The organism is Sandaracinobacteroides sp. (assembly GCF_057137845.1).
The window spans coordinates 1-14,892 of sequence record NZ_DBNHFX010000080.1; the positions used below are offsets into that span (position 1 = coordinate 1).

General features: G+C 65.4%; 14 protein-coding genes. 6 read left to right on the plus strand and 8 right to left on the minus strand.

Annotated elements, in window-relative coordinates; all coding sequences use genetic code 11:
• Together AC16JP_RS03915 and AC16JP_RS03920 are read left to right on the plus strand one after the other, a co-directional pair.
• Positions 1 to 960: FAD-binding protein (locus AC16JP_RS03915; RefSeq protein ID WP_484339293.1), on the plus strand; the 960-nt coding region annotated here is incomplete at its 5' end.
• 111 nt (positions 961 to 1,071) lie between these two features.
• The gene (locus tag AC16JP_RS03920) at positions 1,072 to 1,464 is read left to right on the plus strand and encodes a MerC domain-containing protein (RefSeq protein ID WP_484339294.1); all 393 of its coding nucleotides are present in this window, start codon (positions 1,072 to 1,074) and stop codon (positions 1,462 to 1,464) included.
• A 9-nt stretch (positions 1,465 to 1,473) separates the two neighbouring features.
• On the opposite strand, the gene AC16JP_RS03925 is transcribed toward AC16JP_RS03920, so the two are convergent.
• Complete coding sequence (locus tag AC16JP_RS03925; protein WP_484339295.1) at positions 1,474 to 2,148, minus strand: MBL fold metallo-hydrolase; 675 nt, start codon at positions 2,146 to 2,148, stop codon at positions 1,474 to 1,476.
• A 72-nt stretch (positions 2,149 to 2,220) separates the two neighbouring features.
• Between AC16JP_RS03925 and AC16JP_RS03930 the strand changes: the two genes are divergently transcribed.
• On the plus strand, positions 2,221 to 4,116 hold the full coding sequence (locus tag AC16JP_RS03930) for an ABCB family ABC transporter ATP-binding protein/permease (RefSeq protein ID WP_484339296.1): 1,896 nt from the start codon (positions 2,221 to 2,223) through the stop codon (positions 4,114 to 4,116).
• On the opposite strand, the gene AC16JP_RS03935 is transcribed toward AC16JP_RS03930, so the two are convergent.
• The 5 genes from AC16JP_RS03935 to AC16JP_RS03955 all read right to left on the minus strand — a co-directional run bounded on the left by AC16JP_RS03935 (position 4,098) and on the right by AC16JP_RS03955 (position 9,268).
• A complete protein-coding gene (locus tag AC16JP_RS03935; RefSeq protein WP_484339297.1) occupies positions 4,098 to 4,220 on the minus strand; it encodes a hypothetical protein in 123 nt (40 codons plus the stop codon). The genes AC16JP_RS03930 and AC16JP_RS03935 overlap by 19 nt on opposite strands.
• Before the next feature lie 156 nt (positions 4,221 to 4,376).
• Positions 4,377 to 5,144 carry an ABC transporter ATP-binding protein gene (locus AC16JP_RS03940; protein WP_484339298.1) on the minus strand — a complete coding sequence of 256 codons (768 nt, stop codon included), beginning with the start codon at positions 5,142 to 5,144 and terminating at the stop codon, positions 4,377 to 4,379.
• On the minus strand, positions 5,141 to 5,932 hold the full coding sequence (locus tag AC16JP_RS03945) for an MlaE family ABC transporter permease (protein ID WP_484339299.1): 792 nt from the start codon (positions 5,930 to 5,932) through the stop codon (positions 5,141 to 5,143). The genes AC16JP_RS03940 and AC16JP_RS03945 overlap by 4 nt, the downstream gene beginning before the upstream one ends.
• 73 nt (positions 5,933 to 6,005) lie before the next feature.
• Positions 6,006 to 6,545 carry a SixA phosphatase family protein gene (locus AC16JP_RS03950; RefSeq protein WP_484339300.1) on the minus strand — a complete coding sequence of 180 codons (540 nt, stop codon included), beginning with the start codon at positions 6,543 to 6,545 and terminating at the stop codon, positions 6,006 to 6,008.
• A complete protein-coding gene (locus AC16JP_RS03955) occupies positions 6,542 to 9,268 on the minus strand; it encodes an ATP-dependent DNA helicase (RefSeq protein ID WP_484339306.1) in 2,727 nt (908 codons plus the stop codon). The genes AC16JP_RS03950 and AC16JP_RS03955 overlap by 4 nt, the downstream gene beginning before the upstream one ends.
• Between AC16JP_RS03955 and AC16JP_RS03960 the strand changes: the two genes are divergently transcribed.
• Positions 9,267 to 10,874: a lysine--tRNA ligase gene (locus tag AC16JP_RS03960; RefSeq protein ID WP_484339301.1), complete on the plus strand. Its 1,608-nt coding sequence runs from the start codon at positions 9,267 to 9,269 to the stop codon at positions 10,872 to 10,874. The two genes, AC16JP_RS03955 and AC16JP_RS03960, sit on opposite strands and share 2 nt — an antisense overlap.
• A gap of 55 nt (positions 10,875 to 10,929) precedes the next feature.
• On the opposite strand, the gene AC16JP_RS03965 is transcribed toward AC16JP_RS03960, so the two are convergent.
• The gene (locus AC16JP_RS03965) at positions 10,930 to 12,750 is read right to left on the minus strand and encodes a DUF885 domain-containing protein (RefSeq protein ID WP_484339302.1); all 1,821 of its coding nucleotides are present in this window, start codon (positions 12,748 to 12,750) and stop codon (positions 10,930 to 10,932) included.
• Between the two features lie 30 nt (positions 12,751 to 12,780).
• On the minus strand, positions 12,781 to 14,097 hold the full coding sequence (locus AC16JP_RS03970) for a metal-dependent hydrolase family protein (RefSeq protein WP_484339303.1): 1,317 nt from the start codon (positions 14,095 to 14,097) through the stop codon (positions 12,781 to 12,783).
• A gap of 156 nt (positions 14,098 to 14,253) precedes the next feature.
• On the opposite strand from AC16JP_RS03970, the gene rplU reads away from it, so the two are divergent.
• Entirely contained in the window at positions 14,254 to 14,550 is a 297-nt protein-coding gene (rplU, locus tag AC16JP_RS03975) for a 50S ribosomal protein L21 (protein ID WP_484339304.1), read from the plus strand.
• Between the two features lie 14 nt (positions 14,551 to 14,564).
• Positions 14,565 to 14,831: a 50S ribosomal protein L27 gene (gene rpmA / locus AC16JP_RS03980; RefSeq protein ID WP_484339305.1), complete on the plus strand. Its 267-nt coding sequence runs from the start codon at positions 14,565 to 14,567 to the stop codon at positions 14,829 to 14,831.
• Positions 14,832 to 14,892: the final 61 nt, after the last annotated feature.

Consider the following 14,892-nt stretch of genomic DNA (forward strand, 5'->3'; position numbering starts at 1 on the left):
GCCATCGCCTGGCGCGCCGGATGCCGGGTTTCCAACATGGAATTCAACCAGTTCCATCCGACTTGCCTTTATCATCCGCAGGTGAAGAATTTCCTGATCACCGAAGCGATGCGCGGCGAAGGCGGCATTTTGCGGCTGCCGCCCGCAGCCGACGGTGGCGGCCAGCCCGGCCTTGCCTTCATGGAACGGCACGATCCGCGCCGGGAACTGGCACCGCGCGATGTGGTGGCGCGGGCAATCGACGCCGAAATGAAGCGGCTGGGCGTTCCCCATGTCCTCCTCGACATGACGCACCTGCCATCGGGCTTTGTCGAGGAGCACTTCCCGACCATCGTCAAGCGGTTGCGGGAACTGGGCATCGATCCGGTGACGCAGCCGATCCCGGTGGTGCCTGCCGCCCACTACACCTGCGGCGGTGTCCTCGCCGATCTTGCGGGGCGGACCGACCTCGACGGGCTGTATGCGGTTGGCGAAGTCGCCCAGTCGGGGCTGCATGGCGCCAACCGGCTGGCGTCGAACAGCCTGCTCGAATGTCTGGTGTTCGGAGCATCGGCGGCCGACGACATTCTGGCGCGGTTCGACAGCATCCCGATGCCGGAAAACATCCGCCCTTGGGACGAAAGCCGCGTGACCATTTCCGACGAGGAAGTGGTGGTGACGCATAACTGGGCCGAACTGCGGCGCTTCATGTGGGATTATGTCGGCATCGTGCGCACCAACCGCCGGCTGGAACGGGCGTCGCACAGGATTGCGCTGCTGCGGCAGGAAATCGCCGACTATTATGGCAATTTCCGTGTGACGCCCGATCTTCTGGAACTGCGCAATCTGGTCGAGGTGGCCGATCTGATCGTGCGTTCGGCGCGCAGTCGCAAGGAAAGCCGGGGGCTGCATTTCACCACCGATTACCCCGGCACTGTCGATCCACCGCGCGACACCATCCTTTATCCCGGCATCGACTGAAGCGCGGCTGCAAGGCGGCGCGCGGAAAATTTGCCGCACCTGCAAGCACCCCGCTTGACGGTTCGTCGATGTGACAATATCTCATCTCGTGAACGAACGAGGTGGCCGCTGGTGAAGTCCGGGCAATTGGAAGGCAGTGCAATCGACGGGGCGGCGGCCGCGATTTCCAGCCTGTGCCTGCTGCATTGCCTGCTGCTGCCGGTGGCGATAGCCGTGCTTCCGGCCGTTGGCGGCGGCATCGCCGAAGGCTTCAGTTTCGACCGTGTCTGGCTGCACTGGGCGCTGATCGCGGTTGCTGCGCCGGTTTCCTGTTATGCGCTGGTGCAGGGGGTGCGGCTGCACCACCGCCTGCTGCCGGTGGCGCTGGCGCTGGCGGGATTTGCCGTGATGGCGCTGGGTGCCGCAGCGCACGGCGCCGGGCTGATCGAACCGGTTCTTACCGTGTCGGGCGGCTTGCTGGTGGCTTTTGCCCACTGGCGCAACTGGGTCGCCCGCAGCGCCTGAACCGCGCCGTCAGAGGACGGCGTCGCCGACGAACGGATTGGTGCGTCGTTCATGGGCGAACGTGGAAATAGGTCCGTGACCGGGGATGAAACTGGTGTCGCCGCCAAGCGGCCATAGCCTGCCGGTGATCGATTGCACCAGTTGCTGAAAATCGCCCCTGGGAAAATCGGTGCGCCCGACCGAGCCTTGAAACAGCACGTCGCCGACGATCGCCAGATGTGATTGCGGATGGTGGAACACCACATGCCCCGGTGTGTGGCCGGGCGTGTGATAGACATCCAGCACCAGATTGCCGACCGTCACCTGATCGCCATCTTCGAGCCAGCGACTGGGCGTGAAGGCGGTTGCGCCGGCGATGCCATACTGGGCGCCGACCGTCGGGTTCATGTCGATCCAGAATTTGTCGTCGCGGTGCGGCCCCTCGATCGGGACGCCCAGCCGTTCGGCCAGAACGCCGGTCAGGCCGCAGTGGTCGATGTGGCCGTGCGTCACCAGGAGCTTTTCGATCTGCACGCCGTTTTCTGCGGCCACCTTCAGCAGATGATCGAGATCTCCGCCGGGGTCGACGAACGCGCCGCGCATGGTTTGCGTGCACCAGAGCAGGGTGCAGTTCTGTTGCAGGGCCGTTACCGGCACGATCACTGCCCGCATCGGTGCGGGGCTTCGGGCTGCGTCGGATGTCATGCCGCCCCATGTGGAGGCAAGGCGCGCCCGGTGCAACGGCTTGTTGCGGGCGGCCGTCGGCAGTGCCAATGCATGGCGGTGAAACCGGCCGATACATTGGACGAAACCAAAGCCGATTCCGGCGCAAATTCCGCCCATGAACCGGGATTCGCCATTCTTGCGCGTTTCCTGCCCTATCTGTGGCCCGCCGGTGCGCCGGTGCTTCGCCTGCGGCTGGTGGTGGCGCTGATCCTCGTGCTGCTTGGCAAGGCGGTCATGCTGGTGATGCCGTTCGCCTACAAGGCGGCAATGGACGCCATGAGCGGCGCGGCGACGGAATCGACGCTGGTGATCATGGCGCTGGTCGTCGCCTATGCCGGCGCGCGGTTCGGTGGCGTGCTGTTCGACAATCTGCGCAATGCCATCTTCGAGGCGGTGGGGCAGGATGCTGCACGAAGGTTGGCGACCGACGTGTTCGCGCACCTGCATCGGCTGTCGCTGCGTTTTCACCTTGAACGCAAGACCGGCGCCCTTACCCGCATCGTCGAGCGCGGCACGCGATCGATCGATTCGATGCTGTATTTCCTGCTGTTCAACATCGCGCCGACCGCAATCGAGCTTGCTGTGGTTGCGGCGATCTTCTGGGTGAAGTTCGGCCCCGGCCTTGTCGCGGCGACGGTTGCGATGGTCGTAACCTATGTGCTGTTTACCCGCCGCGTGACCGAATGGCGGGTGTCGCTGCGCAAAGGCTGGACCGAGGACGACCAGCGCGCCACCCAGCGCGCCGTCGACAGCCTGCTGAACTACGAGACCATCAAATATTTCAACGCCGAGGGCCTGGAGGTGCGCCGCTATGGCGATGCCGCCCAGCGGCTCGCGCAGTCGGCCGTCCGGGTCAAGACTTCGCTTGCCTGGCTGAACATCGGCCAGTCGCTGATCACCAATCTGCTGATGGCCGGCGCCATGGCCTATACCGTGTGGGGCTGGTCGGAGGGCAGGCTGACGCCCGGTGATCTGGTGCTGGTGAACACGCTGCTGGCGCAACTGTTCCGGCCGCTCGACATGCTGGGCTGGGTGTATCGTGAAATCCGGCAGGGCCTTGTGGACATGGCGGCGATGTTCCGCCTGATCGATACCGAACCCGAAATCGCCGACCGGCCGGATGCACGGCCACTGGCGATCGACGGTGGCGAAATCCGTTTTCAGGATGTGCGCTTTTCCTATGAACCAAGGCGCGAGATCCTGAAGGGCGTCAGCTTTGCCGTGCCCGCCGGCACCCGGACGGCGATCGTCGGGCCTTCGGGCGCCGGCAAATCCACCATCGCCCGCATCCTGTTCCGCTTTTATGATATTTCTGCCGGAAAGGTGCTGATCGACGGGCAGGACATCCGCGCCGTCACACAGGCGTCGTTGCGGGCAGGGATCGGCATAGTGCCGCAGGATACCGTGCTGTTCAACGATACCATCGGCTATAACATCGGCTATGGCCGCGAAGGGGCGACGATGGCCGAGATCGAGGCGGCGGCGCGCGCGGCCCGCATAGCCCCGTTCATCGACAGCCTGCCCGATGGCTACGCCGCGATGGTCGGCGAACGCGGGCTGAAGCTTTCGGGCGGAGAGAAACAGCGCGTGGCGATCGCCCGGACGCTGCTGAAAGACCCGCCGATCCTGATCCTCGACGAGGCGACGAGCGCCCTCGACAGTGCAACCGAGGCAGGCATTCAGGAAGCGCTGGAAACCGCCGAAAGCGGGCGGACGACACTGATCATCGCCCACCGCCTGTCGACGATCGCCGACGCCGATCAGATCCTGGTGATGCAGGCGGGAACCATCGTCGAGCGCGGCCGGCACGCAGAATTGCTGGCGTCGGGTGGATTGTATGCCGAACTATGGGCGTTGCAGGCCGCCGAGGACCGCGCACGCCGCGAATCCGTCGCCCCGGCCGGGGGCGCCGATACCCGAGATGCCGCTCAGTCGACGCTGGCGTAGGTCGGTGCCTGCTGCTGCATGTGCTGCGCTGTCGCAACCCAGCTGAAGCCACCGACGAAGCCAAGCGCGACGGCGATCAGGAAGATCTGTCTGTTGGACATCATTCCGCCCGTCATGGTTAGCCCGTCCTTGTGCGATACGCCCCGGATACAATGGGCGTTTACCGGCCAAGCATGACAGCATTGCTGCAATCGCCAAGTGAAGGATTGTAAATTCGTTAAAAGCCAAGCTTTCGCATAGGCATATGGGCAGTGACCGCTTCAGGCCGTCCGTGCGACCCGGATCGGCCCTTCGGCGCGGCCGTGGACGAACTGGTCGACAAACGGGTTGCCGCTGTCGTCGAGTGCGGAAACCGGGCCTTCCCAGATGATGCGCCCGCCGTGCAGCATCGCCACCCGGTCGGCGATGCGCCGGGCAGAGGCCATGTCGTGGGTGATGGTCAGGGCGGTTGCGCCCAGTTCCGTCACCTGATCGCGGATGAGGGCGTTGATGACGTCGGCGCGGATCGGATCCAGCCCGGTCGTCGGTTCGTCGAAGAACAGGATTTCCGGCCGCGCGGCGATCGCACGGGCCAGCGCCACTCGCTTCTGCATCCCGCCCGAAAGTTCTGCCGGGCGCAGGTCGGCGACGCGCGGTTCCAGCCCGACCTTGGCCAGCACCTCGACGGCGCGTGCACGCATCACTGCGGCCTCGCCCATGCGGCCGTGCGTCAGGGCGAAGGTGATGTTGCGCCAGACGGGCAGGCTGTCGAACAGGGCGCCGCCCTGAAACAGCATGCCGAAACGTGCGCGGGCGGCCTCCAGCGGCCGGCCGCGCAGGCCCGCCAGTTCCTGCCCGTCCAGCCTGATCGAGCCGGAATCAGGGCGGACCAGTCCCAACACCGACTTCAGCAGCACCGACTTGCCGGTGCCCGAGCCGCCGACGATGACGAGGCTTGTGCCCTTGCCGACCGAAAGATCGACACCATCGAGCACCTGCTTCGGCCCGAAGGCCTTGCGAAGGTTCTGGATTTCCAGAAACCCGCTCATGTGCCGAACACCAGCACGGTGATCGACAGGTTGAACAGCAGGATCAGGATGAAAGCGGTGACGACGGCATCCGTGGTGGCCCGGCCGACGCCCGCCGCCCCGCCCGACGAGCGGAATCCATGATAGCAGCCGGCAAGCGCCAGCACGAACCCGAATACTGCCGCCTTCACCATGCTGGAGACGATGTCGTCGGTTTCGAGATAGCGCCGCGTGGTGGCGAGGTATGTCGCTGAATTGAACCCCAGTCGGCCTACCGAAAGCGCAAAGCCGCCCAATATGCCGATGATGTTGGCGACCAGCACCAGAAGGGGCAGCATCAGCGTCGAGGCCAGCATTCTGGGGGCGATCAGATAACGCCACGGATCGGTTCGCAGCGTGACCATCGCATCCAGTTGCTCGGTGACGCGCATGGTGGCGAGCTCGGCCGCCATCGCCGAAGACACGCGCCCGGCAACCATCAGACCGGCAAGCACCGGGCCAAGTTCGCGCACCATCGCAATGACAGTGACGGCGGGCACTGTCGATTCAGCCGAGAAGCGCTGGCCGCCGACGTAGATCTGCTGGGCAAGCGCTGCTCCGGTGAACAGGGCGGTCAGGCCGACGACCGGAAGCGAGAACCAGCCGACCAGTGCCATTTGCTCGATCATGCGGGCCGGATACCAGGGCGGGGTGAAGATTGTGCGCACCGCGTGCAGAGCGAACAGCGCCAGCCGTCCGATGCCGCCGAGCGCCGCAAGCGTGCGGGCGCCGACCCAGATCAGCGGTTTCAGAAGGACGGCGGCAGACATCGGCGGCTGCCTTGGGCGACGTGGGCGAAGAACGCAAGCGCCGCCGCCCCATGCATTTTTCCCGTCCGGTGCATCAGTCGTCCGGCCCGAGCGTCGCGTCGAGGTCGCGCGGGCGAACGAAAAGTAGCACCCGGCCCGCCATGCGTTCAGCGGCTTCGTGCCAGTGGGCGATCGGCAATTCGATACGGGCGTATGTAGCGGTCGGATATTTCACTTCCGCTTTGACACGGGCGGTCGAGGCGTCGCCCTCGGTGGTCAGCAGCAGCAGATCCTCGATGCCGGGGTTGTGCCCGATCAGCAGCAGGTGGTCTGTCGCGTCCGGCGTCTCGTGCAGGATGTCGAACAGAGAGGCAGCCGACGCCATGTAGATGCGCCGGTCCCACAGCGGCGCCAGCGGGCTGCCAAGACCAGCCTCGACGCCTTCCACCGTCTGGGTGATGCGCACGGCCGGCGATGCGACCACCCGGTCGAAGCGCACCCCATCGCCCCGGAACCATTCGCCCATGCGGCGTGCGGCGCGCCAGCCGCGCTGGTTCAGAGGGCGATCGAAATCGCGCTCCACGCTGTCGTCCCAGCCGGATTTCGCATGTCTGAGAAGGCTGAGAGTCTTCATGAATTCCGGCTGTCCCCGCTCGCTTGACCGAGTCCTAGGGGGGCGCCGGGCTCGGCGCAATCCCCGCCGAGGAACGCGCGCACTTCGGTTTCGATTTCGGCAAGCGGCAACCGGCGGACCGGCACCTCGGGCGGAAGCGCGTCGAGGATGCGCGAGGGAACCGACGCGCCGAGCAGCACGAAGCCACCCCGGTCGGTGCTGCTGCGGATCAGGCGGCCGAACGCCTGTTGCAGACGATGGCGGACGGCCGTGTCCTCGTAGGCGGCGCCGCCGAACGCAAGGCGCCGGGCCGTGTGCAGGATGGTCGGCCGCGACCACGGCACGCCCTCGAACACCAGCAGCCGCAACGAATCGCCCGGAACATCGACACCGTCGCGCAGGGCGTCGGTGCCGAACAGGCTGGCACGGGGATCCGCCCGGAACAGATCGACGAGTGTGCCGGTATCCACCGCATCGACATGCTGGGCGAATAGCGGCAGACCGGCGCGCGCCAGCCTGTCGGCCAGGCGCGCGTGGACGGCGCGCAGGCGCGCGATCGCCGTGAACAGGCCAAGCGTGCCGCCGCCCGCAGCTTCGATCAATGCTGCATAGGCATGGGCAAGCGAGGCCATGTCCCGGCGGTTGACATCGGTTGCGACCCAGACGCGCGCCTGCGCTGCATAGTCGAACGGGCTTGCGGCGCGGAACAGATGCGGCTCGATGGCCAGATGCGCCGCACCGGTGCTTGCTTCCGGCGGGTCGCCCAGCGTGGCCGATGTGACCAGCACGCCATCGGCCGGTGCCAGCACCGTGCGGGCCAGCGGTTGCAGCGGATCAAGCCAGTGCCGCATCATGCCGCAGTCGATTTCGCGGCCATCGGCGCGGACCAGCGTGAACCAGTCGACATATTGCGGGGCGCCTGCTCCGCCGAGGCGGGCCAGCATCTCGGTCCAGGCGTCGATCAGGCGCGCCCTTGCCGATATTCCCTCGGCGGCCGCGTACAGGCGGGCGATACCGGGCTGGTCCAGCCACTCGGGCAGTTCGGTTGCAATCGCACCCAGCCGCGCATGCAGCTTCAGCAGCGCCTTCGACAGCCGTGCCAGAGTGGCTGATGCGCCTTCCGCTGCGTCCATCAGTTCGGGCGGCATGCCTGCAATTGCCGCTTCCAGCGTGAAACCCCGTTCTTCCTGCGCCGCTTGCGTCTGCACATGGAAACGGATCGCTGCCAGCAGCGTTTCGATCGGGCCATGCGGCTCGCCGGAAGTAATCCGCGACAGCCAGTCGGCGGCCGGCAGGGCCCGTGCAGCATCCAGCACCTGTTCGAGCGCCGTGCCACCCGGCCCGTCATAGCTTGCAACGTCCGACAGGCGGGCGTCGAGACCGCGGCGGCGGCCGGTCCGGCGGCGCGGGTTTTCCGGCCCCAGCAGCCAGCGGCGAAGCTCGATTGCCTCGGCCCCGGTCAGGGCGATCGCAAAGGCGCTGTCGGCGGCGGCGTGCAGGTGGTGGCCTTCGTCGAACACCAGGCGCGACAGGCCATGGCCTTCGCTGTTGCCGCGCGCGGTGTTCGCCATCACCAGCGCGTGACTGGCGATCACCAGACTGGCGCTTGCCGCGTCGCGCACAGAACGCTCGATGAAGCAGCGCCGATAGTGTGGACAGGCGGCGCGGATGCATTCGCCGCGCCGGTCGGTCAGCGCCCGCAGCGCGGTGGCCGGCCGGAACAGGCCAGGAAGCCAGCCCGGAAGATCGCCGCCGACCATGTCGCCGTCGGCGGTGAAACGCGCCCAGCGGGCGACCAGTTCGGCAAATACTGCGGCCCGGCCACTGAAGCTTCCCTGCAGCGCATCCTCGAGGTTCAGCAGGCACAGATAGTTTTCCCGCCCCTTGCGCACGACGATTTTTCCACCCTGCACCATATCCGGGAGGCTGGTCTCGCATTCCGCCTTCAGTTGCCGTTGCAGCGCACGGGTAAAGGTAGAGAGCCACACCAGCCCGCCAGTCTGCCGCGCATAGAGGCTGGCAGGCGCAAGATAGCCGAGGGTCTTGCCGATGCCGGTGCCCGCCTGCGCGACGACCATGTTCGGCCCGTCGCGGCTCTCGCGCGGCTGGAATGCGTGCAGCGCCGCGCGGGCATAGGCGGTCTGGCCGCTGCGCGGTTCGCGTCGGCTGCCGACGAGGTGTGCCAGCGTCTGATCCACCTCGGCGCCGGTCAGTTCCTTCCGGACGGGTGCGGGCCGCGGCGGCGGGTCGGCCCATTCGGGCAGCGCTCCCAGCAGCGGGGTCGTCGGGCCGCTTCGCCCCAGCGAGTCCGCGACTATGTCGCTCCAGGCCCAGCCGCGCCGGGCCAGGCGTTCGAGGCTGTCTGCGGCGCCCGTCCTCGGCGGCCAATTCGGTGCCTCTACTTGCGCCAACAGTGCGCCGGCGGCAGCTTGCAGAAAACCGGCTTCGGCGGCGCCTGCCGCCGGTGGTTCAAGTTTCAGCGCCGTTGCCAGACCTCCGGCCGAAGGAACCAGAAACCGGGCAGGCCAGACGAACGCCCAGAGTTCCAGCAGGTCGAGACCTGTTGCCTCGGCCAGCCCGAGCCGCGCCGCCAATTGTGGCGCATTCAGCAGCAGATGCGGCGAATCCCCCAGCCGTCGCAGGGCTTCGGCCTGTGAAATGGCACTGCAATTCCCCTGATTGTCGGCCCGCCATATGCCCGCATGGCTTGCGACAATGGCCGGAATTGGCAATGGGGGGGGCATGTTCACCGGACTTGCAAGCCTTTCACAGCAGGACATCGAAGCCCTGCGCTCGGAATCCGCCACAAGCAAGGCCTGGCCCTTCGAGGAAGCCCGCAAGCTGCTGGCGCGCTATGCCAGCGGCTTCCCCGACGCGGGCGTGGTCTTTGAAACCGGCTACGGGCCTTCGGGACTGCCGCACATCGGCACGTTCGGAGAAGTCGTTCGCACCACCATGGTGCGCCGCGCCTTCGAGATTCTGGCGCCTGGCGTGCCGACGCGGCTGATTGCCTTTTCCGACGACATGGACGGAATGCGGAAAGTCCCGCCGCATCTTCCGAACCAGCAGTTGTTGCAGGAAGCGATCGACCTTCCGCTGACGAAGGTGCCCGACCCGTTCGGCACCCACGACAGCTTCGGCGCCCACAACAACGCCCGCCTGCGCGCCTTTCTCGACAGTTTCGGCTTCGAGTATGAGTTCCTGTCGTCGACACAGTGCTACGCGTCGGGCCGTTTCGACGACACGCTGCTGCAGGTTCTCGCCCGATATGACGAGATCATGGCGGTGATGCTGCCGACCTTGCGGGCCGAGCGGCAGGCGACCTATTCGCCATTCCTGCCGATCAGCCCCACTACCGGCAAGGTGTTGCAGGTTCCCCTGCTGCACCACGATGTGACCGCCGGCACCATCACCTACGCCGAACCGGAATCAGGCGAGCATGTCACCGTTCCGGTTACGGGCGGGCACTGCAAGCTGCAATGGAAGGTGGACTGGGCGATGCGCTGGGTGGCGCTTGGCGTCGACTATGAAATGGCGGGCAAGGATCTGATCGATTCGGTGCAGGTGTCGTCGAAGATCGCGCGCGTGCTGGGCTATCGCCCGCCCGAGGGGTTCAACTATGAACTCTTCCTCGATGCCGAAGGCGCGAAGATCTCGAAGACGAAGGGCAATGGCCTGACGATCGAGGAATGGCTGCGCTATGCCCCGCCGGAAAGCCTTGCCTTTTACATGTTCCAGCAGCCGCGCGCGGCCAAGAAACTGTATCTTGGCGTCGTGCCCAAGGCGATGGATGAATATTTCCAGTTCGTCGCCGCCTATCCCCGCCAGACGGCCAAGGAACGGCTGGGCAATCCGGCGTTCCATGTCCATGGCGGGCCGCCGCCTGCCTATCAGCCGCCGGTGCCGTTTGCGCTGCTGCTGAATCTGGTGGCGGTGTCCGGCGCGACCGACAGGCGGATGCTGGGCGACTATCTGAAGCGCTACGCAGCCGACTGCGACCCCGAGGGCGACCAGCGGCTGAAGGCGATGATCGACGCCGCGATCGGCTACCATCAGGATGTCATCGCCCCGACGCTGAAGCGCCGCCCGCCCGATGCGCGCGAAAAGGCGGCCCTGCAGGAACTGAACCGCTGGCTGGAAGCAAACCCTGCCGCCAATGCCGAAGCCATCCAGCACGAGGTGTATGAGATCGGCAAGCGGCACGGCTTCGATCCGCTGCGAAGCTGGTTTCAGGCGCTGTATGAAATCCTGCTCGGTTCGTCGCAGGGTCCGCGCATGGGCACGTTCTTTGCGCTGTACGGCGTCGAGAACAGCCGCCGCCTGCTCGAAGACGCGGTGGCGGGCCAATAACGCCTGAGCACTACCATGTTGCCGGGCGGGCAGGGTGCGCCCGCCCGGCCATGAATCATTTGCCGCCGGCTGCGATCCAGCGGTCGATCTTGGCGTCGAGCACTTCGAGCGGCAGCGCGCCGGTCATCAGCACCTGTTCGTGGAAGGCGCGGATGTCGAAGTTCCTGCCCAGTGCTTTTTGCGCGCGTTTGCGGGCCTCCTGGATGCGGATGTCGCCCACCTTGTAGGCAAGCGCCTGCGCCGGCATCGCCACATAGCGGTCGACTTCGTTCACCACATCCGTCGGTCCCTGCGCCGAGTTGGCGATCATGTAGTCGATCGCCTGCTGGCGGCTCCAGCCCTTGGCGTGCAGCCCGGTGTCGACGACCAGCCGCATCGCCCGCAGCATCTCGTCGTCGAGGCGGCCGAGATACTGATAGGGGTCGGTGAACATGCCAAGTTCACGGCCAAGACTTTCCGCATAGAGGCCCCAGCCTTCTGAAAATGCCGTGTTGCCGCCGAAACGCTGGAAGCTTGGCAGTTTGTCGTTTTCCAGCGCCAGCGCGATCTGGAAATGGTGCCCCGGCTTGCCTTCGTGCAAATACAGCGTTTCCATGCCCGGCGTCGTGCGCGACGGCAGATCATAGGCGTTGAAATAGAAGATTCCGGGGCGCGAACCGTCCGGCGCGCCTGGCATATAGGAACCGCCTGCCGAATCCTTTTCAAGAAACGCCGGATAGGGGCGGATTTCCAATGGAGTTTTCGGCATCGTCCGGAACAGCTTCGGCAGTGCTACGTCGACTTTCTTGCCGATGTCGTAATAGCTTTGGGTCAGCCATTCGCGACTTTGCGGTTTGAACTTCGGATCGGTCTTTATGTATTCGAAGAAGGCTTTCAGGTCACCCTTGAAGCCGACCTGCTGCTTTACCTTTTCCATTTCGCCGTGAATGCGCGCCACTTCGCGCAAGCCCAGTTCATGGATTTCGGTCGGCGTCATCGAAGTGGTGGTCTGGGTGGCGACCAGATGGCGATACAGTTCCGGCCCGCCCGGCATTGAAACCAGGCCGGGGCGGTCGTCCGGGCGGCTGGCTGGCAGATACACGTCGCGCACATAATCGCGCAGCTTCGCATAGCGGGGCAGGATCTCATCGCGGATCTTGGCGGTATAGGCCGCGCGCAGCCGTTCCTGCTCGGCGGCAGGGATGCTGTCGGGGAATTTCTTCACCGGCATCATCAGCGGCATCGCATCGACACCGCCGTCGACGTGGCGGTTCAACTGATCGAGCACCCGCGTCGAGACGAGCTTTGGCTGCACCACGCCCTTCGACACACCTTCCTTCATGCGGTCGAGCACCCTGTCGAGCGCGACCGCGAAGCCGTCGAGGCGCTTCAGATTGTCCTCATAGTCCTTGACGCTGTTGAAGCGGGCGATCGACGTGCCGGAAAAAATATCAGGCACGAACTGGTGCAGGCCGTTGAAATGGTCGATCGGCAACAGCTTCTGAACGTTCAGGATTTCCGGCGCATAGCCCTTCACGTCGCTGGTGCGCTGCCATTTGAACACATCGTAGCTGATCTGTTCATCCGCATTCAGTTTGGCCCGGTCGATCGCCGCCAGCGCCTGAAGGTCTGCCTCGGCGGCGGCCTTTTCGGCTGCCAGATACTGGTCGGAAATATAGTCGCCGAACTGGTCGGCGTAGCGCTTGTCGCCCCGGAACAGCGCCTGAAGCGGATTGCGCTTCAGATTGGCTTCGTCGGACGCTGCGAACAGCGCCGCCAGCTTTGCCGATTCGGTTTGCTGCACGCTTGCAGCCGGTGCGGCGGGCGCCTGCGCAAAGGCGGGGCAGGCAAAGGCAAGCGCTGCCAGGGCAGCGCCGGCGTGGAACGACATTCGCATTTGTTACTCCTCGGACTCGGCCATTCTCTCTCAGTCGAGGGGAATAATCCTGCCCGACGCCATTACAAAGCGCATTTTGCGCAGCGAATCCGGATCGTTGAGCGGGTCGCCCTGCACGGCGATGATGTCTGCCGACTTTCCTGCCTCGATGGTGCCGACTTCGTTTTCCAGCCCCAGAAGCTCGGCGGCGGTGACTGTTGCGGAAACCAGTGCAGCCCGCTGCGTCATGCCGCCCTTGTCGACCAGCAGGCGGAATTCCTCGGCGTTGCGGCCATGTTCGAAGACGCCTGCATCGGTGCCGAAGGCGATTTTCACGCCCGCCTGCCGCGCGGCCTGCACCTGCTTGCCCCACATCGCCAGCGACTGTCTGGCCTTCGTCTCGACGGCTGGCGTGTAGATGTGGCGGCCGACGCGTTCGGAAACGCCGGTAAGCGCAGTAAGCGTCGGCACCAGATAGGTGCCCCTGGCGTTCATCACCTTCAGCGTTTCCGGGCTGGCCCAGGTGGCGTGTTCGATCGAAGTGATGCCGGCAGCCGACGCACCACGGATACCGTCGTCGCCATGGGCGTGGGCGGCGACCCTGAGGCCGAGGCTGGCAGCAGTGGTTGCGATCGATTCCAGTTCGGGCGGGGTGAAGTGCATTCCAAGCCCGCGCGCCTGCTGCGACAGCACGCCGCCGGTCGCGGTGATCTTGATGACGTCGGCGCCGCGCTTCGAGGCTTCGCGCACGCGCTGGGCACATTCGGTGGGGCCGGTGCAGGTGTTTTTCTGGTCCAGCACTTCGGCGACTTCCGGGCGGAAGCCGCTGACGTCGCCGTGGCCGCCGATGATCGACAGCGCAGGCCCTGCGGCAAGGATGCGCGGGCCGGGCACCAGCCCTTCGGCGATCGAATCGCGCAGGGCAAAGCCGGTCAGCATCGACGAGCCGAGGTCGCGGACGGTGGTGAAGCCCGCCTTTACCGTAAGCAGCGCGTTCTTGGCGCCGACGAGGGCCGCATGTTCGTTGGTTTCGACTGCTTCCGAACGGTAATCGCCACCCGGATCGCCGGTGAGGTGGACGTGCGAGTCGATGAGACCAGGCAGCACCGTCGAATCGCCGAGGTCGATGACGGTTGCGCCTTCGGGCACTGCGGCACCTGCCGGAAGCACCGCCTTGATGCGTTTTCCTTCGATCAGCACGATGGCAGGCGCACCATTTCCAGTGCGCGGATCGGTGATCAGCCTGCCCGCCTTGATGGCGACGATCGCGGGGGTTGCGGCGGGGGTCGCCGCCTGCGCCTGCGTTACGGCAGCCGTCAGCAGCAGGGCCGACGAGAGGAAGTGGCGTGCAGCGCCATATGTTGGCATAGGTCCCTCCGGATGGGTTTGTTTGTCGTTGTCGACGGCCTAGCGCAGGCGCTCGAATGTTGACAAGCGGAGGCCATGCCCATATGGCCCTCGCTTTCCGCGGCGGCCCTTACGGGGTCTGCCGCGCCTGTTATCTTGAAGACAAGGATTTCAAAGATGTTCGCGGTGGTGCGCACGGGCGGCAAGCAATATCGGGTCGCAGCCAACGACCGGATCACGGTCGAGAAGCTGGATGGCGAAGCGGGTTCCAAGATCACGCTGGGTGACGTCCTGCTGGTGTCGGACGGCGGCGCGCTGAAGGATGCGGGCAAGGTGAAGGTGACGGCGGAAATCGTCGCCCACAACCGTGGCGACAAGGTGGTGATCTTCAAGAAGAAGCGCCGCCACAACTATCGCCGCAAGAACGGCCATCGCCAGCACCAGACGGTGCTGAAGATCCTGTCGATCGCGTAAGGGAGTCCCACGAAATGGCACATAAAAAGGCAGGCGGCTCTTCGCGTAACGGTCGCGACTCGCAGTCGAAGCGTCTTGGCGTCAAGCTGTTCGGCGGCCAGCAGGCGATCGCCGGCAACATCCTCGTCCGCCAGCGCGGCACCCGCTTCTGGCCGGGCGTCAACGTCGGTCTGGGCCGTGACCACACCCTGTTCGCGACCGCCGATGGCCGGGTGGAATTCCACGATGGCAAGCAGGGCCGCAAATATGTCAGCGTCCGGGTGGCCGAAGCCGCCGAATAAGGCCGTCTGGAACGAAGAAGGCCGGGGCTTTCACCCCGGCCTCTGCTTTCGTTCAGGCCCC

Coding starts and splice junctions, on each gene's coding strand:
- AC16JP_RS03965 (WP_484339302.1), bottom strand. CDS start 12,750: ATGCGAATGTCGTTCCACGCCGGCGCTGCCCTGGCAGCGCTTGCCTTT.
- AC16JP_RS03955 (WP_484339306.1), bottom strand. CDS start 9,268: ATGCCCCCCCCATTGCCAATTCCGGCCATTGTCGCAAGCCATGCGGGC.
- AC16JP_RS03930 (WP_484339296.1), top strand. CDS start 2,221: ATGGCGGTGAAACCGGCCGATACATTGGACGAAACCAAAGCCGATTCC.
- AC16JP_RS03950 (WP_484339300.1), bottom strand. CDS start 6,545: ATGAAGACTCTCAGCCTTCTCAGACATGCGAAATCCGGCTGGGACGAC.
- rplU (WP_484339304.1), top strand. CDS start 14,254: ATGTTCGCGGTGGTGCGCACGGGCGGCAAGCAATATCGGGTCGCAGCC.
- AC16JP_RS03945 (WP_484339299.1), bottom strand. CDS start 5,932: ATGTCTGCCGCCGTCCTTCTGAAACCGCTGATCTGGGTCGGCGCCCGC.
- AC16JP_RS03925 (WP_484339295.1), bottom strand. CDS start 2,148: ATGACATCCGACGCAGCCCGAAGCCCCGCACCGATGCGGGCAGTGATC.
- rpmA (WP_484339305.1), top strand. CDS start 14,565: ATGGCACATAAAAAGGCAGGCGGCTCTTCGCGTAACGGTCGCGACTCG.
- AC16JP_RS03970 (WP_484339303.1), bottom strand. CDS start 14,097: ATGCCAACATATGGCGCTGCACGCCACTTCCTCTCGTCGGCCCTGCTG.
- AC16JP_RS03935 (WP_484339297.1), bottom strand. CDS start 4,220: ATGATGTCCAACAGACAGATCTTCCTGATCGCCGTCGCGCTTGGCTTC.
- AC16JP_RS03960 (WP_484339301.1), top strand. CDS start 9,267: ATGTTCACCGGACTTGCAAGCCTTTCACAGCAGGACATCGAAGCCCTG.
- AC16JP_RS03940 (WP_484339298.1), bottom strand. CDS start 5,144: ATGAGCGGGTTTCTGGAAATCCAGAACCTTCGCAAGGCCTTCGGGCCG.